The sequence below is a fragment of the Intestinimonas sp. RTP31139st1_F5_RTP31139_211217 genome (assembly GCF_040226735.1).
Taxonomy (GTDB): Bacteria; Bacillota; Clostridia; order Oscillospirales; family Oscillospiraceae; genus Intestinimonas; species Intestinimonas butyriciproducens.
Genome location: NZ_JBCOAQ010000001.1, coordinates 96,721 through 117,130 on the forward strand (window position 1 = coordinate 96,721; position 20,410 = coordinate 117,130).

A 20,410-nucleotide genomic window follows, 5' to 3' on the forward strand; every position below is an offset into this window, starting at 1 on the left:
AAAATGAAGAGTTTCTTCTTGACTTTAGCGCAGTAGCGTGGTAATATACAAAAGCCATTATGAGAGAAAGGGGGGCCTCCCCTTGGCCTATGCCATCAATACCCCGGAGGGGACCCGAGACCGGCTTTTTGCGGAGTGCCGGGAGCGGCGCCAGGTCCAGACGGCGCTTACCACGCTGTTCCAGCGCAGAAGCTATGCCGAGGTGAGCACACCGGAAGTGGAGTTCTATGATCTTTTCCTGCAGTCCGGCAATCCCATGCCGCAGGAGAGCATGCTCAAGATCATTGACCGCTCTGGAAAGATCATGGTAATGCGGCCTGACTGTACCACGCCCATCGCCAGGGTAGCAGCGACCAAACTCAAGGCCGTGCCGCTGCCGCAGCGGCTTTATTACGATCAGACTGTGTTTCGCTCCGGGCAGGAGCATAAAGGAGGCAGTAGTGAGATCGCTCAGTGCGGTGTGGAACTCATCGGGGCCGCGGGACGGAAGGCCGACCTGGAAATGGTGGCCATGGCAGTGGACGCGCTTTGCGCCTGCGGGCTCAAGCAGTTTCATATCGAGTTGGGCCATGTAGGCTTTTTTAGAGACTTAGCTGGGCGGATGGACATGCCCGCAGAGGCGATGGAACAGATGCGCGTGCTTATCGAAGGCAAAAATTTTGCAGCGCTGGGCGATATGCTGGAGCCCTATGCGGGGCAGTCTGCCAGTACGGCCCTCAGGCGTCTTTCCAGACTTTTTGGCGGGGCAGAGGTGTTGGACGAGGCGGAGCGCCTCACGGGAGGCAGCAGTGCGCTGACCTATCTGCGCAAACTTTACACGGAGCTCGCGCAGGCTGGATACGGAGCGTATATCCGCTTTGATATGGGCTTGGTGCATCAGATCGACTACTACACAGGGGTCGTTTTCCGGGGCTATGTGGAGGGAGCAGGCGATGCCGTTCTCTCCGGTGGGAGATACGACCGATTGGTGGAGGCATTTGGAAGGAGGGCGCCGGCCACAGGCTTTGCCGTGGATGTGGACGCAGTCGCGGGCTGCCTCCCCAGCCGGGAGCCCCCACGGGTCAAGTTCCTGGTCCATTTCGGGGGAGGGGAGCTCTCCAGGGCCTTGAAGGCGGTTGACGAACATGCTGTGGGTACTTGCGAGCTCTCACCTTGTGAGAACCTGGATGAGACGGAGCGGCTGGCACGCGAAAAGGGAGCCGGGGCGGTCCTGGTGCTGGAAAAGGGAACCGAGAGGGTGGTGCAGCTGTGAGCGAGAGATTGAGGATCGCCCTTACCAAGGGCAGGCTACAGGATCAGTCTGTAGAGCTCTTTGAGGCGATGGGGCTGGACTGCACACCTGTTCGCCACCCGGGACGGCGGCTGGTGCATGCCATACCCAATTATCCGCTGGACGCGGTGCTGGCCAAGGCCCCCGACGTCATCACCTATGTGGAGCACGGGGTCTGTGATCTGGGGATTGCCGGCAAGGATACTATTCTGGAGCAGGGGAAGTCCTTTTATGAGGTGTTGGACCTAGGCTTTGGAAAGTGTCGATTTGCTTTGGCGGTAAAACAGGGAACAGACTTTTACGGTACTTATAAGACCAGAAGAATCGCGACCAAATATCCCAATGTGGCGCGGAAGTTTTTTGAGGAAAAAGGGATGGATGTGTCCATCATCAAAATCGAGGGATCTGTGGAGCTGGCTCCGATTCTGGATTTGGCAGATGCCATTGTGGATATTGTGGAGACTGGAGTAACGCTGCGGGAAAATGGCCTGATCCCGATTGAAGATGTGGCGCAGGTGAGTGCCAGACTGATTGTCAACACAGCCAGCATGAAGCTGCATAAAGCTGTAATCGACGACTTTATCAGCCGCTGTGAGCAGGAATTGGAGAGACGCAGATGATCAGAATCATTAAGGCCGATGGAACGGCAGAACGGGAACAGATCGCTTCCATGCGCTCGAGGGCGGCGGAGGTTGGCGCAGATATTGAACGGGCTGTTGGCGCGGTGATGCAGGATGTAAGGGAGAAAGGCTTTTCAGCTGTAGAAAAATATTCGCTTCAGTTTGACCGAAAAGCCCCCTATGAGATCGGTATGGAAACGCTGGAGGAGGCCTATGCCCGTTGCACCGGCGGGCTCATCTCGGCGATGGAACATGCGGCTGCTAACATTCGAGACTATAATGAGGCGCTGCTGGCGACGTCGCGGGAGTGGATCTCACCGGATGGAGGCATTGTGGGGCGAGTGGTCCGGGGACTTACCAGGGTGGGGCTATATGTGCCCGGCGGAACGGCGGCCTATCCCTCCTCCGTATTGATGAATGCCATTCCCGCCAAGGTGGCTGGAGTAAAGGAGCTCATCATGGTGACCCCGCCTACGGAAAACCTCAATGATGCAGTGCTGGCGGCGGCAAAAATTGCCGGTGTGGACCGGGTCATAGCCGTGGGAGGTGCCCAGGCGGTGGCGGCGCTGGCCTATGGAGCAGGCTTCATCCCCAAAGTCGATAAGCTGGTGGGGCCGGGCAATGCCTATGTGGCCGCCGCGAAGCGCATGGCGTATGGTACATTGGACATCGATATGGTAGCTGGCCCCTCTGAGGTGCTGGTCATCGCCGATGAAAGCGCCGATCCCAAATACGTGGCTGCCGACCTGCTGAGCCAGGCGGAACATGACCGGCTGGCTTCCTCTGTGCTCCTTACAACATCACAGGGGCTGGCCACACGGGTGGATGCCGAAATCATCCGTCAGACCAGCTATCTGGGCCGTTCAGAGATCATTGCGGCGTCTCTGCGTGATTTCGGGTGCGCGATTGTATGCCGGGACTTGAAACAGGCGGCAGAACTGGCCAATGAGGTCGCACCGGAGCATCTGGAAATCGTAACGGAAGATCCCAGGTCCCTGCTGCCGGACATCCAAAATGCCGGTGCGGTATTCCTGGGAGCATGGTCTCCGGAGCCTCTGGGCGACTATTTGGCTGGCCCTGATCATGTGCTCCCCACCTCCGGGACCGCGCGATTCTTTTCGCCCCTTTCGGTGGACAGCTTCCTCAAGACCATGAGTGTGGTGGAGTTCAGCAGGGAGACATTGGCCCCCATCCGGGAGGAAATCGTGACAATGGCGGAAGCGGAACACCTCACTGCCCATGCAAACTCCATTCGGGTGCGTTTTGAATAGGGGGAATACGATGGCACGAATTTCCAATATTTCCCGGGAAACAAAGGAGACCTCCATCCAGGCTAGGCTGAATTTGGGAGGAGGAGAGGTCCGAGTGGATACCGGGATCGGCTTTTTGGACCATATGCTCCACGCGATGGCCTTTTATGCGGGATTTGGGCTGGATCTGACGGCGCGTGGAGATCTGAACGTGGACGGCCATCATACGGTGGAGGATACGGGGATCGTTTTAGGCCAGGCCATTCGGGAGGCGCTGGGAGATAAGCGGGGAATCCGTCGTTTCGGGAGCGCTTATGTACCGATGGATGAGGCGCTGGCCTTTACATCGCTGGATTTCTCCGGCAGGGCGTTTTTGGTTTTTGATGCCGACATGCCGCAGGAGCGGATTGGAGACTATGATTCCTGTTTGACCGAAGAATTTATGCGGGCCCTGGCCTTCAATGGAGGAATCACGCTCCACCAAAGGGGAGTTTATGGGAAGAATGCCCATCATATCACAGAGGCGCTTTTTAAGTCGCTGGGTCTGGCGATGAAGGATGCGGTACGTGTGGAGGGGCAGGAGGTCACCTCGACTAAGGGAGTTTTGTAATGTCAAATAGCTTTACGGCAATTGTGGATTATGGAGTCGGGAATTTAAAAAGTGTGACCAATGCCATGACATACCTGGGGATGAAGACATGTATCACCAGTGACGCAAAGGAGTTGGAACGGGCGGATGCCATCATTCTGCCGGGGGTCGGCGCCTTCCCGGACGCAATGGAGCGGCTGCGGGCTCCGGGGTTGGACCGGGTCTTGGCCGTGCAGGCAGAGAAAAAGCCGATTTTGGGGATATGCCTGGGGATGCAGCTCCTGTTTGACGAGGGGGAAGAGGTTAGAGCATGTAAAGGGTTAGGACTTGTCCATGGCCGTGTAAAGCGGCTTGAGACCGACTGCAAGCTGCCCCATATCGGTTGGAACAGCCTTCGATTTCAGAACGGGTCCCCGCTCTTCCGGGGGCTGGAGGATGGGAAATACGTCTATTTTGTACATTCCTACTGTGGCGTAGCCGCTGACGAGGGCGACGTGATCGCCCGTACCGAGTATGGACCTTCGGTGGTGGCCGCGGTATCCCATGGGACTGTGTTTGGCTGCCAGTTCCATCCGGAGAAAAGTGGAGAAACCGGGCTGAAGATTCTGAAAAATTTTGGGGAGTTGAACCAATGATACTTTTACCGGCCATAGATATGAAGGATGGTCGCTGCGTCCGCCTTCATAAAGGCGTGTTTCGTACCGCACATCAAGTGGCAGACAGCGCATTGGAGACCGCAAAGCGGTTTGCAGATGCCGGAGCCAAATGGGTTCATATGGTGGATTTGGATGGTGCGAGGGACGGAGTGAGAAAGAACTTCCCCTATATTTACGAAGTGATTCAGCAGTCCGGCCTGCGGGTGGAACTGGGGGGGGGCATCAAATCCATACCGGATGTCATTACGGTGGTGGAGTCCGGTGCAGCAAGAGCTGTGATCGGCTCCGCCGCAGTCTCACATCCCGAAGTGGTGGACTATGCCCTCTCGCAGTGGGGCTCCGAGAGAGTAGCCGTTGGGATTGATTGCCTGAATGGCAGGGTGCGAACCGCCGGCTGGGAGGAAGACTCGGGCTTGGACTGTGTGGAATTTGCGCGGCAGATGGAGGGAAAAGGCGTAAGGACAATTATCTTTACAGATATTGCGACAGACGGTATGCTCTCCGGCCCCTCCTTTGTGCAGCTCTCTGATCTTCAGCGTGCGGTCAATTGTGATATTGTGGCGTCCGGTGGGGTGACTACGCTGGATGACGTCAGGCGCCTGCGGGATATGGGGCTCTATGGGGCCATCATTGGAAAGGCATATTACGCCGGAACCATTGACTTGGCGGAGGCCATAAAGGAGGCGGGGGCACAATGTTAGCCAAGCGGATCATTCCCTGCTTGGATGTGCGGGATGGCCGAGTCGTCAAGGGAGTCAATTTCGTCCAGATTCGGGATGCGGGGGATCCGGTGGAGTTGGCGCGCTATTATTCCGATCAGGGCGCAGATGAAATTGTGTTTTTGGATATTACAGCCACCAGTGATGGCCGGACCACGGTGGCCGATGTAGTGGAGCGGACGGCGGAGCAGGTTTTTGTCCCTTTGACGGTGGGAGGAGGAATCCGCACACTGGAGGATTTTCAACTTTTGTTGCGGGCAGGGGCGGACAAGATTTCTGTAAATTCCGCCGCAGTAAAGGACCCCACCCTTATTTCGCGGGCGGCGGAACGGTTTGGCTCGCAGTGTGTGGTCCTGGCCATCGACGCCAGAAGCAGAGGCGACGGCACCTATGAGGTGGTGGTGGCGGGAGGCCGCACCCCCACGGGGCTGGATGCAGTGGAGTGGGCCAAGAAAGGGGAAGCACTGGGGGCAGGTGAGATCCTTCTCACCTCTATGGATGCCGACGGGACCAAGACTGGATTTGATTTGGACATGACGCGGGAGGTCACTGCGGCGGTGGGGATCCCCGTGATCGCTTCGGGTGGCTGCGGCTCACTGGAGCACTTTGCCCAGGTCTTTGAGACCACCGGCTGCGACGCCGCGCTGGCAGCTTCTCTTTTTCACTTTGGAGAGCTGACGGTTCCGGTGGTCAAGGAGTTCCTCAGAGCGCGGAATATCCCTGTGAGGTGACGGTATGCTGGATGATATCATCGAGCTGGCTTTGGATGTTGTCGGCGAACTTACGGAGGCCGCATTTTCTTCGGGGACGGGGAGGATCAGGCGAGAGAAGACAATGAAAGCCACCCCAAAGAGGTCGGTAAAGCGGGAGAAAGGCAGAAAAGAGGACCCATGGGATTGGAAAGAGGAGACGCCGCCCTGGGAGAAATGAGAGGAAGGCCATGTTTGAGCTGGATCAACTGTTTCAGAAATCAGATTTGATTCCTGTTATCATCCAGGATGCAGATACAAAAGATGTTTTGATGCTGGGGTTCACCAACCGCGAGGCGGTGGACTTGACGCTAAAGACACGGACTGCATGGTTTTGGAGTCGCAGCCGGAAACAGTTGTGGAATAAGGGGGAGACATCGGGCAACTTCCTCCATGTCGTCAAAATTCTGACGGACTGCGACACCGATACGCTGCTGTATTTCTGCCGGCCGGACGGCCCTGCCTGCCATACAGGGGCCAGAAGCTGCTTTTTTAATCTCATTCAGGAGGACGGAAGATGAACGACACATGGAAAAAGCTTTATACCGTGGTTCAGGACCGCCGTGTCAACCCACAGGAGGGCTCATATACCTGCTATCTCTTTGAGAAGGGACTGGACAAGATACTCAAAAAGGTGGGGGAAGAGTGCAGCGAGACCTTGATCGCGGCCAAAAACGGCATACAGGAGGAGACCGTGGGAGAGATTTCCGATCTGCTCTACCATCTCACTGTGCTGATGGTGGAACAGGACATCCCCCTTGAGGCAGTTATGGACGAGTTGGACCGCCGAAGTCAAAAAATCGGCAATCTGAAAACCTTCCATCAGAGCGACCATGAGAGTTGAGCAATAAAAACCGGGTGTGCGCCAAAAACAAGGGCGCACACCCGGTTTTTATTGTAAAAGCTTTTGGAGCTGCTCACGGCTCAAAAGACCGGCGGTCAGAGCCTCAGTGGCTGCCGATTCTTCTCAAGTCTCCTGCCAGCCTTTGCATACATCGATCCATCCCGCGCTCCCGGCGCACTGTTCCAGCTCAGACAGGGAGAGCTCTACGGCGGAGTTGGCGCTTCCTGCCGCAGGAAAGACAGTGGTGAAGCGCTGCAGTGAGATATCCAGATAGGTGATCACATTGGAGTGCTCAATCGCGAAGGGACATACGCCGCCAATGATATCTCCGGTAAATTCCAGGACCTGATCCGGCGTAAGCATGGTGGCTTTATGGTGGAACTGCCCTTTGAACTTGCTGTTGTCGATTTTGGCGTCCCCGGCGCAGACAATGAGAAGCGCCCCGTCCTCATGGAGAAAGGAGAGGGTCTTGCCAATGCGGGCCGGTTCACAACCCACAGCCTGCGCCGCCAGCTCCACAGTGGCGCTGGAGACGTCAAACTCCCGAATCCGATCTTCCAGCCCCTTCGCCCGGAAAAAGGCGCGCACCTTTTCAATCGCCATGTTACCGGACCTCTCTCTTCTTTTCAGCCTTGGCCAGGAAGCGGTCTACGGCGATGATAAAGCGCCCGTGGACCCCTTTTCCGATCAGGCCGCTCTCGTCATAGGCCGCCACGGAGAAGGTGAGAGCCTTGCCATTGATTTCTGTGAGTTCCGCCTCTGCCCAGACCTTCATGCCGATGGGAGTGGCGGCGTCGTGAGTGATGTCCAGGCGGGTCCCCACGGTGCTCTCACCCTCAGAGAGGCAGCCGGCCGTGGCGCCGACCGCGGCGTGCTCCATCAGGGCCACCATCCAGGGGGTGGCAAATACGGGGACAAGACCGGAGCCTGCGGCGGCGGCAGTATTCTGGTCAGTGACCACGGTCTCGGCACGGCCCTTCAGGCCGATGACAAGCGACATAAGAAACAACTCCTTTGTAAAAGTAGAATTGGTAATAGTGTAGCCCAAATTTCGCCTGTTTGCAAGAGAAAAACCCGTCCGCCGGAAGCACGGCGGACGGGTCATGTGTCAGGAGGCGTTCATCAGACGGACCCACTGATCATTGTAGAGCGTGCGGATCTCAGCTGGCAGGCAGGAGAAGGTTTCGCACTGCTCGGACATAAAGGCCGTGTCGGGATAGGCGAAGGAGTCTTCGACTACCTCGGCCCCCAACTCCTCGCGGACGGAGAGCAGGGGTGTGGAATACCAAGTCTCCTCACAGTTTTTAAGCCCTGCGGCAGTGGAGCACATAAAGTTGATGAACTTTTCGGCGTTCTCCTTGTTTTCAGCGCCTTTGGGAATGCACATGGCGTCCACATAGCGGTTAGTACCCTCACGGGGTAGGGCAAAGGCCAGGACGTCGTTATTTTCTTTCATGGTCAGATAGTCCCCGTAATAATAGACGCCGATGGCCGCGTTCTCGCCCTCCAGCTTTTCAAAAATATCATCCATAACATAGGCCTGCAAAAGGGGCTTCTGCGCAATCAACTGATCCACAGCCTCTTCGATTTGTGCGGAGTCTGTGGTGTTATAAGAGTAGCCCAGGCGTTTGAGTGAGATACCAATGGTGTCCCGAGAATTGTCGAACATAAGGATGTCCCCGGCATATTTTTCATTCCAGAGAACATCCCAAGTCTCCATATCCTCGCCCTCGTCCACCATGGTAGGATTATAGATAATGCCCAAAATACCAAACATATAGGGCACGGAGTAAAGATTTTCGGGATCATATTCGGGGTTCAGCAGGGAAGGGTCGATATCCTGAAAATTAGGGATATGATCAAAATTCAAGGGCTCCAGCATATCCTCCTCGATCATCTGCCCAATCATATAATCGGAAGGAATGATCACGTCATAGCCGCCGGACCCGCCGGCCAACTTGCCATACATCGCTTCATTGGAGTCATAGGTCTGGTAATTGACCTTGATCCCGGTTTCGGCCGTAAAGTCGTCTAGCACCGACATATCGATGTATTCGCCCCAGTTGTAGACGTTGACCACGCCGCCGGAGGCGGCGTTGCCGGACGAAGTTCCGTTCCCACCGCAGGCGGTGAGAGCCAGGGTGAGCACACTGGCTGAGGCCAGCAGCAATGCCAGAGTCTTTTTCAATTGCTTTCTTTTTCCCCTTTCAAAATAATAAGGATAGAGATATACCAAGGGTCATCCGGCCCCAGATACCAAATCAGGAATGGGCGGTGAGGGCTGCCTGCTGCATCTTACGACGGCGCTCTTGGCTGGCTTGACGCAGATTGACGATGACCATCAGAATCACCACAGCTGCAAAGAGCAGGGTGGAGAGGGCGTTGATTTCAGGGCTGACCCGTTTTTTCGCCATGGAGTAGATGACCATGGAGAGAGTCTGGGTCTGTGCACCGGCGGTAAAATAACTGATGACGAAATCATCGATGGACAAGGTGAAGGCGATGATGAGACCGTTCACCACGCCCGGCATGATTTCCGGAAGAATGACGCTGCGGAAAGCGTGAAAACCGTGGTCGCCAAGGTCCTGTGCCGCCTCATAGATATTGGGATCGAGTTGACGCAGCTTGGGCATGACGGAGAGGATCACATTGGGCACGTCAAAGGTGATATGTGCGATGAGCAGGGTTACAAACCCCATATTCCATTTCACGCCCAGAAGCTGACCAAGAGAGCCGTTAAACGCGGCCACTCCAAACAAAAAAAGGAGCATCATGGATACGCCGGTAATGATGTCCGCGTTGGTCAGAGGAATGTTATTGATGGTCATGAAGACGTTGCGGGACCTGCGCTTCAGATTTCGGAATCCAATGGCTGCGGCGGTGCCCATAATGGTGGAAAGGAATGCGGCCAGGGCGGAGACGGCCAGCGTGACCCAGAGGGCGTTCAAAATCATATCATTATGGAACAGCTCTACATACCAGTCCAGCGTAAAACCGGCCCAAACCGCCTTGGACTTGGATGCGTTAAAGGAAAAGACCACCAGCACCAGAATGGGCGCATACAGAAAGAGAAAGCAGAGAAGAAGAAAAAAACGCCCCAGAATACCGTTTTTTTTCACAGCGTCACCCCCTCCTCTCCGTCACCGAAGTGATTCATAACAGCCATGCAGACCATAACGATCACCATCATGACTAGGGAAATGGCGCTGCCGAGATGGGGGTTATAGGCACTGCCCAAGAACTGCATATCGATCAGGTTGCCCAGCAGCAGCGTCTTGCTGCCGCCCAAAAGGCGGGAGATGGCAAAGGTGGAAACAGAGGGGATGAACACCATGGTGATTCCGGAAAGGACGCCGGGGAGAGAGAGCGGCAGGATCACACGACGGAATACAGTGATGCTGTCCGCGCCTAAGTCCTGCGCGGCCTCGATGACTTTGGGGTCGATTTTTTCAATGACGGAAAAGATGGGCAGAACCATGTAGGGCAGGAAGTTGTAGACCATGCCCAGCACGATCGCACCTTGGGTGTCAATCATCTGAAAGGGGCCCAGTCCCAAAAGACCCAGCAGGGTGTTGATAAGGCCATGGCGCTCCAAAAGAAATTTCCAGGAGTAAGTCCGGAGCAGAAAGTTCATCCACATAGGCAGCATAATGAGCATGTTGGCCATGCGGTGGAGCCAGCCGGATTCCCGCGCCAGCAGATAGGCAAGGGGATAGCCGATCAAAAGGCAGACGACTGTTGCGATGGCTGCGAGAAGAAAAGAACGGCCGAAAGCCGAGGTGTATTGTGCCATATCCTGAAAATTGGACAGGGTAAAGCCGCCGTCGTCGGTGGTAAAGGCATATAGGGTAATGATGAGTATAGGGGCTACCACAAAAAGACCCATCCACCCCACATATGGATAGGAGATCGCCTTATTCTTCATCGGCGTCCTCCGCGTCTTCACTGAGCTCGTCATACTCGTCGCTGTAGGAGCTGTAGTCGCCGAACTTGCCGGAGTAGGCGCTCTTTTTCATAATATGGAAGCCGTCAGGATCGATCTTTACGCCGATTTTTGCCCCGACAGGAGAGAAGTCGGTGGTCTGAATGAGCCACTTAAAACCACGAAAATCTACGATGATGTCATAGTGGACCCCCTTGAAGGTGACCTCCGTAACCGTGCCCGTGAGTTGTCCCTCTTCTTCCGGCACGATATCGATATCCTCGGGGCGAATGACCACATCCACCGGCTCATCTTTTTGAAAGCCGCTGTCCACGCAGGAAAATTTCTTTCCATACATGCCTACCACACCGTCGGCATGCATGATGCCGTCAATGATGTTGGACTCCCCGATGAAATCGGCCACGAATGCGTTCTTGGGCTCATTGTAGATATCGGTGGGAGAGCCAATCTGCTGGATGTTCCCCTTGTCCATGACCACGATGGTGTCGGACATGGTGAGGGCCTCCTCTTGGTCGTGGGTCACGTAGATAAAGGTGATCCCCACCTGCTGCTGGATCTTCTTCAGCTCGATCTGCATATCCTTGCGCAGCTTCAGGTCTAACGCACCCAAAGGTTCATCGAGAAGGAGGACTTGGGGACGGTTGACAATCGCGCGGGCGATGGCGATCCGCTGCTGCTGACCGCCGGAGAGAGAATCCACGCTGCGCTTGCCATAGCCGGGGAGATTGACCAGTTCCAGGGCCTCGTTAACCCGCTGTTCGATCTCTTTTTCGGGCACCTTGGCGATCCGCAGGCCGAAAGCGATGTTTTCAAAAAGGTTCATATGGGTAAACAGAGCGTACTTCTGGAATACGGTGTTGACCTTCCGCTTATGGGGAGGAACATCATTAATCCTCACGCCGTCGAAAAACACGTCTCCAGAGGTGGGCGACTGAAAACCACCGATGATCCGCAGAGTGGTTGTCTTGCCACAGCCACTGGGGCCGAGCAGCGTGAGGAATTCCTTATCGTTGATATAGAGGTTGATGGAGTTCAGCACGACCTCATCATCAAACACCATTCTGAGATCCGACAAGCGGATGAGCTCTTTGGACATTTATCCTCCCCCGTTCTGTCAGGAGGCCTGCCTTCACAGGCCCCGAAATCGCACGAAATATAGCAAGCTTCAATATATATGGTATCGCCGGAAAAGTCAATGCAATTCCAAGTAAATTTTTGAAGGATTTTGGGCCAGGGTTTATTACATCTCATCTCGCCTGTACAGGGGCTGAGAAACAAGAGGGAAAAGGTACGTTTTTCTTTGGCTTTCGATCCGGAGCGGCTCCGCCGCTCACAGGTAGATAAACAGCAACCGCCCACAAAGAGAAGAAGGCTTTGTGAGAACCTGGAGGAATTAGTGGCCCTGAAGTACCCGGCGTGATTGGCTGTCGAATTCCGGAACAAAAGGGCAGCGCAGCAACGCCCCCTGACGCAGTGCTTCTTCTGCGTCAGGGGGCGCTTTATCACGGCTCATTTGTTTGGAAGTGTGCGAGTTTTGCCGTTGAATGACGCACCGGGAAGCGCCTTGCCGAAATACTCATCCACAAAATCCACATGATCGACCTGCCAGCTCCGGCCGTTCAAGGGCTCCAGAATACCGGCATCTGTCGTGAAGGAAAAGACCAGACGGTAGGACCACAGCGCCTGGAATTTGCGGTCGTAGCGCCGGTTGTCCCGATTCCGGCCGTATTTTCCGTCCCCCAACAGCGGGTGGCCTGCTGCGGCGAATTGGGCGCGGATTTGGTGAGTGCGTCCGGTCACCAGCTCACACTCTACCAGGGACAGTCCGTTTTTCATCTGAAGGGTCCGATAAAGGGTCACGGCGGTGCGTCCGCCGGTGACTGGATGAGAGTGGACCGTCACCTGGTTCCTGGCCTCATCTTTGACGATGTAGCCCTCCAGCTTTCCGGACAGAGGAGCCATCTTTCCGTGGATGGCGCAGAGGTAATATTTCTCGATCTCCCGATCCTTTACCTTTTGGTTCATGATGCGCAGGGCCTCTGCGGTCTTTGCAGCGATAACGATGCCGCCGGTATTGCGGTCAATCCGGTTGCAGAGAGCTGGTGTAAAGGCGTTTTCCTGTTTCGGATTCCACTCATTTTTCTGGTATAGATAGGCCTGTATATGGGTGATGAGCGTGTTGACATATTCATGCTCGTCAGGGTGGACCACAAGGCCCGGGCGCTTATTGACCAAGAGAAGGTTCTCGTCCTCATAGACAATATCCAGTTGGGGCTGAAAGACGGACAGAAAGGCGTTTTCCGGCGCAGGGGCGTCAAAAAACTCATCATTGATATAGAGTGCAAGCAGGTCTCCCGAATTCAGGCGTGTATCCCGCTTGGCTCCCTTTCCATTGAGCTTCACTCTTTTGAGACGAATGTATTTCTGAGCGAGTGGAGCGGGGAGAAGAGGAACAGCCTTGCCCAGCCAGCGGTCCAGCCTCTGTCCGGCGTCATTTTTTCCAATGGTGAATTCTTTCATAAAACAGGGGGACCTCCGCAGTCATAATTTTGAACATCTGAATGGTACGGCAGCGCAAGGCAGACGAGGCGGCCGGACCGGCGCCCGGCAACGAGGATAACGAGGCTGGATGTGATTTCTGCCCCGAAAAACCCTGCTGGCCCTTATCCACTGAGGATATTGTATCATAAAAAGAAAAAAAGTGAAGAAAGTATTTGACATTGACAAAACTCTTGACTATAATATTTGACGTGCCATTATGCGAGGTGTGCCATGCGACTGAACCTGAAAGACATCATCCACGTACCCGGGGCGGTCCGTCCGTTCGTTTTCCAGTTGGACTTGTCCGACTTGGAGTTCAGCGGCATCCGGCCTATCGACCGTCCCATATCTGTAACGGGACAGGTCCGGAATATGGCGGGTGCGCTGGTGCTGGAGGGGGCAGCCTCCACCACGCTCCACCTGGTTTGTGACCGGTGTGCAAAGCCGTTTACAAGAGAGAAGGTGGTTCCCATCTCTACACTCCTCGCCACCGAACTGGCCGATGAGGCCAACGATGGTGAGATTGTCCTGCTGGACGGTGATGAGGTGGACCTGGGCGAGGTGGCGACCACGGCATTTGTCCTCGCGATGGATACCAAGAACCTCTGCTCAGAGGACTGCAAGGGTATCTGTGCCGGCTGCGGCGTCGACCTGAATGTCGGCGTGTGCCAGTGCAGGCCCGAGGTAGACCCCCGGCTGGCAGTGCTTGCCAAGCTATTGGAGGACAAAGAGAGCGAGTAAACTAGCAGTGCCCGTGAATGGGCAGCCAAGGAGGTGTCACAAATGGCAGTCCCTAAGTCTAAAGTATCCAAGCAGCGCCGCAATAAGCGCCGCAGCTCCGTGTGGAAGCTGGAGACCCCCGGTCTCACCAAGTGCCCCAAGTGCGGCGCTTACCGCCTGCCCCACCGGCTCTGCAAGTCCTGCATGACTTACAATGGCCGCGAGTTCGGCAAGGTCGAGACGACCGAGTCAAAGGCCAACTAAACAGGCAGCAAAAAGAAGAGGGGGAGACCCCTCTTTCTTTTTGTATGCAATTTGGGTAGAATATCAGAGATGAGGAGCAAAGGATGTGAGCCTGTGAGCACAAAGATACAGTCGGTTGATGCGGGAAGCCCGGCGGAACGGGCCGGAGTACACGCCGGTGAGACCCTTCTGGAGATCAATGGTCACCGTGTGGTGGATGTGCTGGACTACAAATTCCACGGGTATGATCCCAGGCTCACGTTGACCCTGCGGGCGGAGAACGGAACCACACGGACGGTGAGGCTGCGCAAGCGGGAAGGGGAGGATATGGGGCTCAATTTTGAGACCTATCTCATGGACTGTGCCCGCTCCTGTGCCAACAAGTGTATTTTTTGCTTCGTGGATCAGCTCCCGAAGGGAATGAGAGACACCCTCTATTTTAAAGATGACGACGCCCGCCTCTCTTTTCTTATGGGCAACTATATTACCTTGACCAATCTCTCGGACCGGGAGGCCCAACGGATCATTGATCTGCACATCTCGCCTATCAACGTCTCTGTCCACGCTACGGACCCGGCGCTACGCTCTATGCTTCTGGGCTTTCCCAACGGCGGGCGGGGCCTGGAGCTGATGAGGCGGTTTGCAGAAAACGGCATCACGATGAACTGCCAGATTGTCTCTTGTCCCGGGATCAATGACGGACCCGCCCTCCGTAAGAGCATGGAGGACTTGGCGGGCATGTATCCGGGGGTAAACAGTGTTTCCATCGTCCCGGTGGGGCTGACACGCCACCGCGGAGGGCTTTATCCACTGGAGCCCTATCAGGCTGATACGGCCGCTGCTGTGGTGGATATGGTGGAGGCATACGGCGCAGACTGCAAAGAGCGATTTGGGACCACTGTATTCTGGTGCTCTGATGAATTTTATCTGAAGGCGGGCCGTGATATCCCGGCGGACGAGTATTATGAGGACTATACGCAGCTGGAAAACGGCGTCGGTATGCTGCGGCTTCTGCGAACGGAATTTGACGCGGCGTTGGGACTGATGGACCCGACGGAGAAGCCGGTATCGCCCTTCTCCACAGCCTGCGGGACCTCCGCAGCACCGTGGATACGGGAAATCGTTGACAGAGCGGCGGAGAAATGCCATACTAAGGGGACGGTGTACCCCATTTTAAATGACTTTTTCGGCCATAGCGTCAATGTCTCCGGGTTGGTTACCGGCGGCGACCTGATCCGTCAGTTGAGAGGTCGGGAGCTGGGGGAACGGCTGCTGCTTCCTGTCAACATGCTCCGCCACGGGGAGGACGTGTTTTTGGACGACGTCACGCTGGCAGATGTGGAGCGGGAACTGGGCGTCAAGGTGACCCCTGTCAATCAGGACGGGTTCGATCTGTGCGACGCGATTTTTGAATATCATGAGGGAGGACGTTCCCATGGCTAAGCCTCTTGTTGCCATTGTAGGCCGGCCCAACGTGGGCAAATCCATGCTCTTTAATAAGCTGGTGGGACAGCGCCTGTCCATTGTGGAGGACACCCCGGGGGTCACCCGGGACCGACTTTACGCTGAGGCGGAGTGGTGCGGGCACACTTTTGATATTGTGGATACCGGCGGTATTGAGCCGGGGACGGACAGCGAGATTCTCACTTTTATGCGCAGACAAGCTGAGATCGCCATCCAAAACGCCACGGTCATTGTGTTCCTCTGCGACATTAAGACCGGCCTCACCGCCTCCGACCAGGAAGTGGCCAACATGCTTCTCCGTTCCCGGAAACCGGTGGTGCTGGCGGTGAATAAGGCCGATCAGGTGGGGCCCACCAACCCGGATATCTACGAGTTTTATAATCTGGGACTTGGAGACCCCATTCCCGTCTCGGCCGTCCATGGTCACGGCACAGGGGACCTTCTGGACGCCTGTGTGCAGCACTTCCCGGAGAACGGGGAGGAGGACGAGCCGGATGATGTGGTCAAGGTGGCCGTCATCGGAAAGCCCAACGTGGGCAAGTCCTCTTTGATTAACCGCATTCTGGGGGAGGAACGGGTCATTGTCTCCAATGTGGCGGGGACCACCCGGGATGCGGTGGACAGCTATTTCGAAAACGAGACCGGCAAATACCTGTTCATCGATACCGCGGGAATGCGAAAAAAGTCCAAGGTCGATGACAGGATCGAGAAATTTTCCGTACTTCGGGCCACTATGGCTATCGAGAGGGCCGATGTGTGCCTCATCCTCATCGATGCCAACGAGGGTGTCACGGAGCAGGATACCAAGGTAGCGGGCCTTGCCCATGAGGCGGGGAAGGCGTCCATCCTCGTGGTCAACAAGTGGGATGCCATTGAAAAAGACGATAAGACCATGGACCGGATGCGGGAAGATATCCGCCGGGACCTCTCTTATATGACCTATGCCCCGATTGTATTCATCTCCGCCATGACGGGACAGCGGGTGCCTCGTCTCTTTGAGCTCATCAATTATGTCAATGATCAGGCCGCCATGCGGATCACCACGGGCATGCTCAATTCTGTCCTAGCTGACGCCACTGCTCGGGTACAGCCTCCTTCGGACAAGGGGCGGCGGCTCAAGATTTTTTATATGACACAGGTGGGGATCAAGCCCCCTCATTTCGTCTGCTTCTGCAACGACGCCCAGCTTTTCCATTTTTCCTATCAGCGCTATATCGAAAATCAGATCCGGAATACCTTCGGGCTGGAGGGGACGCCGATACGGCTGACCATCCGGCAAAAGGGCGATAAGGAGGGATAAGGCTTGGAGTATTTGCCGACGGGGATGAACGACTTTGTTGCTATGTATCTGGGATCGCCGGTCCCAATTTATATCATGGTAGCGATCGCAGCCTATTTCCTGGGCTGTTTTAACGGTGCGGTCATTGTTTCCAAGTATATCCTTCGCAATGATATCCGCAATCATGGCAGCGGAAATGCGGGCCTTACCAACTTTCACCGTGTCTTCGGCGGGGGCCTGACATTTGTGGTCATCCTCTGCGACGTCCTGAAGGCCGTTCTTGCCGTCCTGATTGGCTCCGGACTGTTTGGGCTGTGCCTGGAAAACGCTGTTCTGGGCAAGTACTGGGCGGGACTTTTCTGCCTGCTGGGGCATATGTTCCCCTGCATGTTCGGCTTTAAGGGCGGCAAGGGTATCCTGTCGGGGGGCACCATTGCCATTATGATCGATTGGCGCGTCGCCCTGGTGGTGTGGGGAGGGTTTCTGGTCCTCGCTGCGCTGACCCGTTGGGTCTCACTGGGGTCCTGCTGGGCGGGAGCCTCCTTCCCCTTTGCCACCTGGTTTGTCTACCATGACACCGTATTGTTGGCGCTATCCATTCTCATCGGAGGACTGATCCTGTGGAAACACCGGGCCAACATGGGGCGTATGCTCAAAGGCGAGGAGTCTAAACTATCCTTTCATAAGAAAAAAGAGGGGGTATAGCAAATGAAGATATCTGTGGTCGGCTCCGGCGGCTGGGGGACCGCACTGGCGTTGCTGCTGTTGGAAAACGGCCATGAGGTGACACTGTGGTCTTATGCCGAGGAGGAATCCCGCATTCTGTGCGAGACGAGGGAAAACCCCATGCTCAAGGGGGTGGCGTTGCCCGCAGGGCTGGGACTCACCACTGATTTGAGCTGTGTAAGGGGCTGTAAGATCGTTGTGCTGGCCACGCCCTCTTTCGCTGTGAGGAGCACTGCGCACCGGGTGGCGCCGCTCCTGGACGCGGAGACGGTTTTAGTTTCGGTATCCAAGGGCATCGAGAAGGAGACCTCCGGGACACTGACGCAGGCCATTCAGGCTGAAGTCGGGGCGGAGCATCCTGTGGTGGCCCTCTCCGGCCCCTCGCACGCCGAGGAGGTCGGGCGTGGTGTGCCTACAGCGGTGGTCTCTGCCTCAGAGGATCAGGGGGCGGCCGAGCTGGTGCAGGATGTGTTCATGAGCCCCAGGTTCCGCGTCTATGCCTCCGACGACACCGTGGGAGTGGAGCTGGCCGCCGCCCTGAAGAATGTGATCGCGCTCTGTGCCGGTTGCTGCGACGGCATGGGTTGTGGCGACAACACAAAAGCCGCCCTTATGACCCGGGGACTTACCGAGATCGCCCGGCTGGGCGTGGCCATGGGCGGAAGGAAAGAGACCTTTGCCGGACTGGCGGGCGTGGGGGACCTGATCGTCACCTGTACCTCCATGCACTCCAGAAATCGCCGCTGCGGTATTCTGATTGGGAAGGGAACTCCTCCTGAGCAGGCGGTAAAGGAGATCGGTGCCGTGGTGGAGGGCTACTATGCCGCCGCCAACGCGAAGGCGCTTGCCGACAAGATGGGGGTCGAAATGCCCATCGCAGCGGCGGCCTACGAGGTTCTGTATCACGGGAAGGATCCGCATGCGGTGCTGACAGAGCTGATGACACGGGAGAAGAAACACGAAATTGAGGACAGTTGGGTATAGCACGCTCCCCAATACCGCCGTTACCACTTGGCGCCGGGCGGTCCCACCGATTTGAAATCGGCGGGACCGCCCGTTCTATTTCAGTTTCAATTTGAGCGCGCATATCGGCAGGCCCGTCCGAATATACTTGAGTACCTGAGGTAACAAGACGGAGAGGGGCCTGCATCATGGAAAGCGTGTATACAAGAGAGACGGTCCGGCGGCGGTCGGCCGCCCGGGCGTCAGTACACGGGAAAAAACGGCGCAGCGGCGTGGCCTTGGCCCCGCGTGAACGCCGCAGGCTACTTCAGCTCTGTATTTGCACGGTCCTGTTCCTGGTCGTATTTCTCGGGCGAGGCGTTTTTCCTGAGCGGCTGGAGGTGGTTCGCGGTGAGCTTCTGGAGGTGATCCGCTCAGACGCCGACTTTGAGGCGGCTTTTGCAAATCTGGGGAGAGCCATAGAACGGCGTGAACCAGTTGCAGAGGCGCTGGGCACACTGTGGACGGATATATTCTCGGCGGGCGGAGGCCGGGAGCCCTATGTGGCGACAATGGAGAATACTCCCTTTTATCAGCAGGAGCGGGAGTTTCTGCGTTCAAATCCAGACGCACTGCAGAGCATGGCCCGGAGGTTGGGGCTGTCGTTTCAGGCTTCGGAGACGCCTACCTCTACAAAAGAGCCGGAATTAGAGACTTCCCAACCGGAGAGCAGTGCCCAAGCGACGCTGCCTCCTGAACCGGCCCCGGTCTACACCGGCCCCGCACTTCCGGACAACGCCACGATGGAACAGCTCCCACTGGGCCTGGAGGAGACCGCCGCTCCTGTTATGGCGGCAGTCTCCTCTGCTTATGGTTGGCGGGAACATCCTATCGAGGGGGGAGAGAAGTTCCATGCGGGAGTGGATTTGGCAGCGCCCTACGGAGATCCCATTGGAGCATTTGCGGACGGAGTGGTGGATTATATCGGAGAGAGCCCGGCCTACGGACTCTATCTTCAGCTCCGCCACGACGGGGGTGTGACCTCCTTTTATGCGCATTGCAGTAAACTCTGCGTCCAGCAGGGGCAGACGGTGACGCTGGGAGAAAAAATTGCCGAGGTAGGGGACACGGGGGAGACCACCGGTGCACATCTCCATTTTGAACTGCGGCTGGACGGAGAGCTGCTCAATCCGCTTTACTATATTGAGACGGAGTGAGATAAGGTATGCTGCGGCTGGGGAAACTGGAGTGCAGCGGAGGGTTTCTGCTGGCCGCCGCGCTGCTTTTTTATATGGACCCGGGGGATCTCATCCCACTGGCGGCGCTGGCTGCGGGGTTCCATGAGCTGGGCCACTGGACGGCGGTCCGTTTGATGGGGGGGGAGGTCCGCGTGCTGCGCCTCACCGTTACAGGGGGCAATATGGAGCTTGACCATCGGCGCCCTCTGACTTATGGCGGCGAGCTTGCCGCCATTCTGGCTGGACCGGGCGTCAACCTGCTCCTGGCGCTGCTCTGCGCCCGGCTGGGAGGGGAGCGGGAGGCGCTTTATGCACTCTCCGGCCTCAGTTTGGCGCTGGGGTGGTTCAATCTGCTGCCAATCTATCCGCTGGACGGTGGCAGGGCACTGCTGCTGATCCTTTCCGCCTTTACCACACCTGGCCGGGCGCGGCAGGCAGTATGGGGCTGTTCGGTGATCCTGGTCGCACTGTTGCTGGCGGCCGGCATGAGCCTTCTCTGGCGCGGGGGACGCAATCTGACGCTACCAGGCATGGCGCTCTGGCTTTTGTGCGGACTGACACGGCGGGAAGAGGGGCGCACTCCGGTCAAAAAATAGACTTGCTTTTCCATTTTTTTT

25 protein-coding genes are annotated in these 20,410 nt (G+C 56.4%); 18 read left to right on the forward strand and 7 right to left on the reverse strand.

Annotated features, from left to right (window positions below; genetic code table 11):
• Nucleotides 1-82: 82 nt before the first annotated feature.
• The 10 genes from hisZ to hisE are packed head-to-tail and all read left to right on the forward strand — an operon-like array spanning nt 83 to nt 6,697.
• A complete protein-coding gene (gene hisZ, locus ABUA09_RS00470; RefSeq protein WP_279202706.1) occupies nt 83-1,252 on the forward strand; it encodes an ATP phosphoribosyltransferase regulatory subunit in 1,170 nt (389 codons plus the stop codon).
• On the forward strand, nt 1,249-1,890 hold the full coding sequence (gene hisG, locus ABUA09_RS00475; RefSeq protein ID WP_033117219.1) for an ATP phosphoribosyltransferase: 642 nt from the start codon (nt 1,249-1,251) through the stop codon (nt 1,888-1,890). The genes hisZ and hisG overlap by 4 nt, the downstream gene beginning before the upstream one ends.
• Nucleotides 1,887-3,161, forward strand: coding sequence for a histidinol dehydrogenase (gene hisD, locus ABUA09_RS00480; RefSeq protein ID WP_075703810.1), 1,275 nt, complete (start codon nt 1,887-1,889; stop codon nt 3,159-3,161). The genes hisG and hisD overlap by 4 nt, the downstream gene beginning before the upstream one ends.
• Nucleotides 3,162-3,171: 10 nt before the next feature.
• Nucleotides 3,172-3,750: an imidazoleglycerol-phosphate dehydratase HisB gene (gene hisB / locus ABUA09_RS00485; protein WP_075703811.1), complete on the forward strand. Its 579-nt coding sequence runs from the start codon at nt 3,172-3,174 to the stop codon at nt 3,748-3,750.
• Nucleotides 3,750-4,364: an imidazole glycerol phosphate synthase subunit HisH gene (hisH, locus tag ABUA09_RS00490; RefSeq protein ID WP_195416597.1), complete on the forward strand. Its 615-nt coding sequence runs from the start codon at nt 3,750-3,752 to the stop codon at nt 4,362-4,364. The genes hisB and hisH overlap by 1 nt, the downstream gene beginning before the upstream one ends.
• Nucleotides 4,361-5,086 carry a 1-(5-phosphoribosyl)-5-[(5-phosphoribosylamino)methylideneamino]imidazole-4-carboxamide isomerase gene (hisA, locus tag ABUA09_RS00495; protein ID WP_058117659.1) on the forward strand — a complete coding sequence of 242 codons (726 nt, stop codon included), beginning with the start codon at nt 4,361-4,363 and terminating at the stop codon, nt 5,084-5,086. The genes hisH and hisA overlap by 4 nt, the downstream gene beginning before the upstream one ends.
• Nucleotides 5,080-5,835 (forward strand): imidazole glycerol phosphate synthase subunit HisF, encoded by a 756-nt coding sequence (gene hisF / locus ABUA09_RS00500; RefSeq protein ID WP_033117223.1) that lies wholly within the window; start codon nt 5,080-5,082, stop codon nt 5,833-5,835. Before hisA ends, hisF begins: the two co-directional genes overlap by 7 nt.
• Before the next feature lie 4 nt (nt 5,836-5,839).
• Nucleotides 5,840-6,034, forward strand: coding sequence for a hypothetical protein (locus ABUA09_RS00505; protein WP_033117224.1), 195 nt, complete (start codon nt 5,840-5,842; stop codon nt 6,032-6,034).
• A 10-nt stretch (nt 6,035-6,044) separates the two neighbouring features.
• A complete protein-coding gene (hisI, locus tag ABUA09_RS00510; protein WP_033117225.1) occupies nt 6,045-6,374 on the forward strand; it encodes a phosphoribosyl-AMP cyclohydrolase in 330 nt (109 codons plus the stop codon).
• Nucleotides 6,371-6,697 (forward strand): phosphoribosyl-ATP diphosphatase, encoded by a 327-nt coding sequence (gene hisE / locus ABUA09_RS00515; RefSeq protein ID WP_033117226.1) that lies wholly within the window; start codon nt 6,371-6,373, stop codon nt 6,695-6,697. Before hisI ends, hisE begins: the two co-directional genes overlap by 4 nt.
• 123 nt (nt 6,698-6,820) lie before the next feature.
• Here the strand turns inward: hisE and ABUA09_RS00520 are convergent, their stop codons facing one another.
• The 7 genes from ABUA09_RS00520 to ABUA09_RS00550 form a co-directional block, all read right to left on the reverse strand.
• Nucleotides 6,821-7,300: a YbaK/EbsC family protein gene (locus ABUA09_RS00520; RefSeq protein WP_058117660.1), complete on the reverse strand. Its 480-nt coding sequence runs from the start codon at nt 7,298-7,300 to the stop codon at nt 6,821-6,823.
• 1 nt (nt 7,301) lies between these two features.
• Nucleotides 7,302-7,697 (reverse strand): thioesterase family protein, encoded by a 396-nt coding sequence (locus tag ABUA09_RS00525; protein WP_227151549.1) that lies wholly within the window; start codon nt 7,695-7,697, stop codon nt 7,302-7,304.
• 108 nt (nt 7,698-7,805) lie between these two features.
• Entirely contained in the window at nt 7,806-8,885 is a 1,080-nt protein-coding gene (locus ABUA09_RS00530; RefSeq protein WP_208319098.1) for an ABC transporter substrate-binding protein, read from the reverse strand.
• Nucleotides 8,886-8,958: 73 nt separating this feature from the next.
• Nucleotides 8,959-9,816, reverse strand: coding sequence for an ABC transporter permease (locus tag ABUA09_RS00535; RefSeq protein WP_033117229.1), 858 nt, complete (start codon nt 9,814-9,816; stop codon nt 8,959-8,961).
• Entirely contained in the window at nt 9,813-10,622 is an 810-nt protein-coding gene (locus tag ABUA09_RS00540; RefSeq protein ID WP_033117230.1) for an ABC transporter permease, read from the reverse strand. Before ABUA09_RS00540 ends, ABUA09_RS00535 begins: the two co-directional genes overlap by 4 nt.
• Nucleotides 10,612-11,736 (reverse strand): ABC transporter ATP-binding protein, encoded by a 1,125-nt coding sequence (locus ABUA09_RS00545; protein ID WP_279202698.1) that lies wholly within the window; start codon nt 11,734-11,736, stop codon nt 10,612-10,614. The genes ABUA09_RS00540 and ABUA09_RS00545 overlap by 11 nt, the downstream gene beginning before the upstream one ends.
• A gap of 413 nt (nt 11,737-12,149) precedes the next feature.
• Nucleotides 12,150-13,160 (reverse strand): RluA family pseudouridine synthase, encoded by a 1,011-nt coding sequence (locus ABUA09_RS00550; RefSeq protein ID WP_195614225.1) that lies wholly within the window; start codon nt 13,158-13,160, stop codon nt 12,150-12,152.
• Nucleotides 13,161-13,412: 252 nt separating this feature from the next.
• Between ABUA09_RS00550 and ABUA09_RS00555 the strand changes: the two genes are divergently transcribed.
• The 8 genes from ABUA09_RS00555 (at nt 13,413) to ABUA09_RS00590 (ending at nt 20,389) form a co-directional block, all read left to right on the forward strand.
• Complete coding sequence (locus ABUA09_RS00555; RefSeq protein WP_058117662.1) at nt 13,413-13,922, forward strand: YceD family protein; 510 nt, start codon at nt 13,413-13,415, stop codon at nt 13,920-13,922.
• 42 nt (nt 13,923-13,964) lie between these two features.
• Entirely contained in the window at nt 13,965-14,165 is a 201-nt protein-coding gene (gene rpmF, locus ABUA09_RS00560) for a 50S ribosomal protein L32 (protein WP_033117234.1), read from the forward strand.
• Nucleotides 14,166-14,258: 93 nt separating this feature from the next.
• A complete protein-coding gene (locus ABUA09_RS00565; protein WP_242848472.1) occupies nt 14,259-15,587 on the forward strand; it encodes a DUF512 domain-containing protein in 1,329 nt (442 codons plus the stop codon).
• A complete protein-coding gene (gene der, locus ABUA09_RS00570) occupies nt 15,580-16,908 on the forward strand; it encodes a ribosome biogenesis GTPase Der (protein WP_195969565.1) in 1,329 nt (442 codons plus the stop codon). Before ABUA09_RS00565 ends, der begins: the two co-directional genes overlap by 8 nt.
• 3 nt (nt 16,909-16,911) lie before the next feature.
• Nucleotides 16,912-17,592, forward strand: a complete 681-nt coding sequence (locus ABUA09_RS00575) for a glycerol-3-phosphate acyltransferase (RefSeq protein WP_033117236.1) — start codon at nt 16,912-16,914, stop codon at nt 17,590-17,592.
• A 3-nt stretch (nt 17,593-17,595) separates the two neighbouring features.
• Nucleotides 17,596-18,597 carry an NAD(P)H-dependent glycerol-3-phosphate dehydrogenase gene (locus ABUA09_RS00580; protein ID WP_033117237.1) on the forward strand — a complete coding sequence of 334 codons (1,002 nt, stop codon included), beginning with the start codon at nt 17,596-17,598 and terminating at the stop codon, nt 18,595-18,597.
• A 167-nt stretch (nt 18,598-18,764) separates the two neighbouring features.
• Complete coding sequence (locus tag ABUA09_RS00585; protein ID WP_195969566.1) at nt 18,765-19,772, forward strand: M23 family metallopeptidase; 1,008 nt, start codon at nt 18,765-18,767, stop codon at nt 19,770-19,772.
• A gap of 8 nt (nt 19,773-19,780) precedes the next feature.
• The gene (locus tag ABUA09_RS00590) at nt 19,781-20,389 is read left to right on the forward strand and encodes a site-2 protease family protein (protein ID WP_195969567.1); all 609 of its coding nucleotides are present in this window, start codon (nt 19,781-19,783) and stop codon (nt 20,387-20,389) included.
• Nucleotides 20,390-20,410 lie beyond the last annotated feature (21 nt).

Bases quoted from the DNA above. Each gene is read 5' to 3' on its own strand.
- hisD (WP_075703810.1), top strand. From the start codon at position 1,887: ATGATCAGAATCATTAAGGCCGATGGAACGGCAGAACGGGAACAGATC.
- hisB (WP_075703811.1), top strand. From the start codon at position 3,172: ATGGCACGAATTTCCAATATTTCCCGGGAAACAAAGGAGACCTCCATC.
- hisH (WP_195416597.1), top strand. From the start codon at position 3,750: ATGTCAAATAGCTTTACGGCAATTGTGGATTATGGAGTCGGGAATTTA.
- hisA (WP_058117659.1), top strand. From the start codon at position 4,361: ATGATACTTTTACCGGCCATAGATATGAAGGATGGTCGCTGCGTCCGC.
- hisF (WP_033117223.1), top strand. From the start codon at position 5,080: ATGTTAGCCAAGCGGATCATTCCCTGCTTGGATGTGCGGGATGGCCGA.
- ABUA09_RS00505 (WP_033117224.1), top strand. From the start codon at position 5,840: ATGCTGGATGATATCATCGAGCTGGCTTTGGATGTTGTCGGCGAACTT.
- hisI (WP_033117225.1), top strand. From the start codon at position 6,045: ATGTTTGAGCTGGATCAACTGTTTCAGAAATCAGATTTGATTCCTGTT.
- hisE (WP_033117226.1), top strand. From the start codon at position 6,371: ATGAACGACACATGGAAAAAGCTTTATACCGTGGTTCAGGACCGCCGT.
- ABUA09_RS00520 (WP_058117660.1), bottom strand. From the start codon at position 7,300: ATGGCGATTGAAAAGGTGCGCGCCTTTTTCCGGGCGAAGGGGCTGGAA.
- ABUA09_RS00525 (WP_227151549.1), bottom strand. From the start codon at position 7,697: ATGTCGCTTGTCATCGGCCTGAAGGGCCGTGCCGAGACCGTGGTCACT.
- ABUA09_RS00540 (WP_033117230.1), bottom strand. From the start codon at position 10,622: ATGAAGAATAAGGCGATCTCCTATCCATATGTGGGGTGGATGGGTCTT.
- ABUA09_RS00545 (WP_279202698.1), bottom strand. From the start codon at position 11,736: ATGTCCAAAGAGCTCATCCGCTTGTCGGATCTCAGAATGGTGTTTGAT.
- ABUA09_RS00550 (WP_195614225.1), bottom strand. From the start codon at position 13,160: ATGAAAGAATTCACCATTGGAAAAAATGACGCCGGACAGAGGCTGGAC.
- ABUA09_RS00555 (WP_058117662.1), top strand. From the start codon at position 13,413: ATGCGACTGAACCTGAAAGACATCATCCACGTACCCGGGGCGGTCCGT.
- rpmF (WP_033117234.1), top strand. From the start codon at position 13,965: ATGGCAGTCCCTAAGTCTAAAGTATCCAAGCAGCGCCGCAATAAGCGC.
- der (WP_195969565.1), top strand. From the start codon at position 15,580: ATGGCTAAGCCTCTTGTTGCCATTGTAGGCCGGCCCAACGTGGGCAAA.
- ABUA09_RS00580 (WP_033117237.1), top strand. From the start codon at position 17,596: ATGAAGATATCTGTGGTCGGCTCCGGCGGCTGGGGGACCGCACTGGCG.
- ABUA09_RS00585 (WP_195969566.1), top strand. From the start codon at position 18,765: ATGGAAAGCGTGTATACAAGAGAGACGGTCCGGCGGCGGTCGGCCGCC.
- ABUA09_RS00590 (WP_195969567.1), top strand. From the start codon at position 19,781: ATGCTGCGGCTGGGGAAACTGGAGTGCAGCGGAGGGTTTCTGCTGGCC.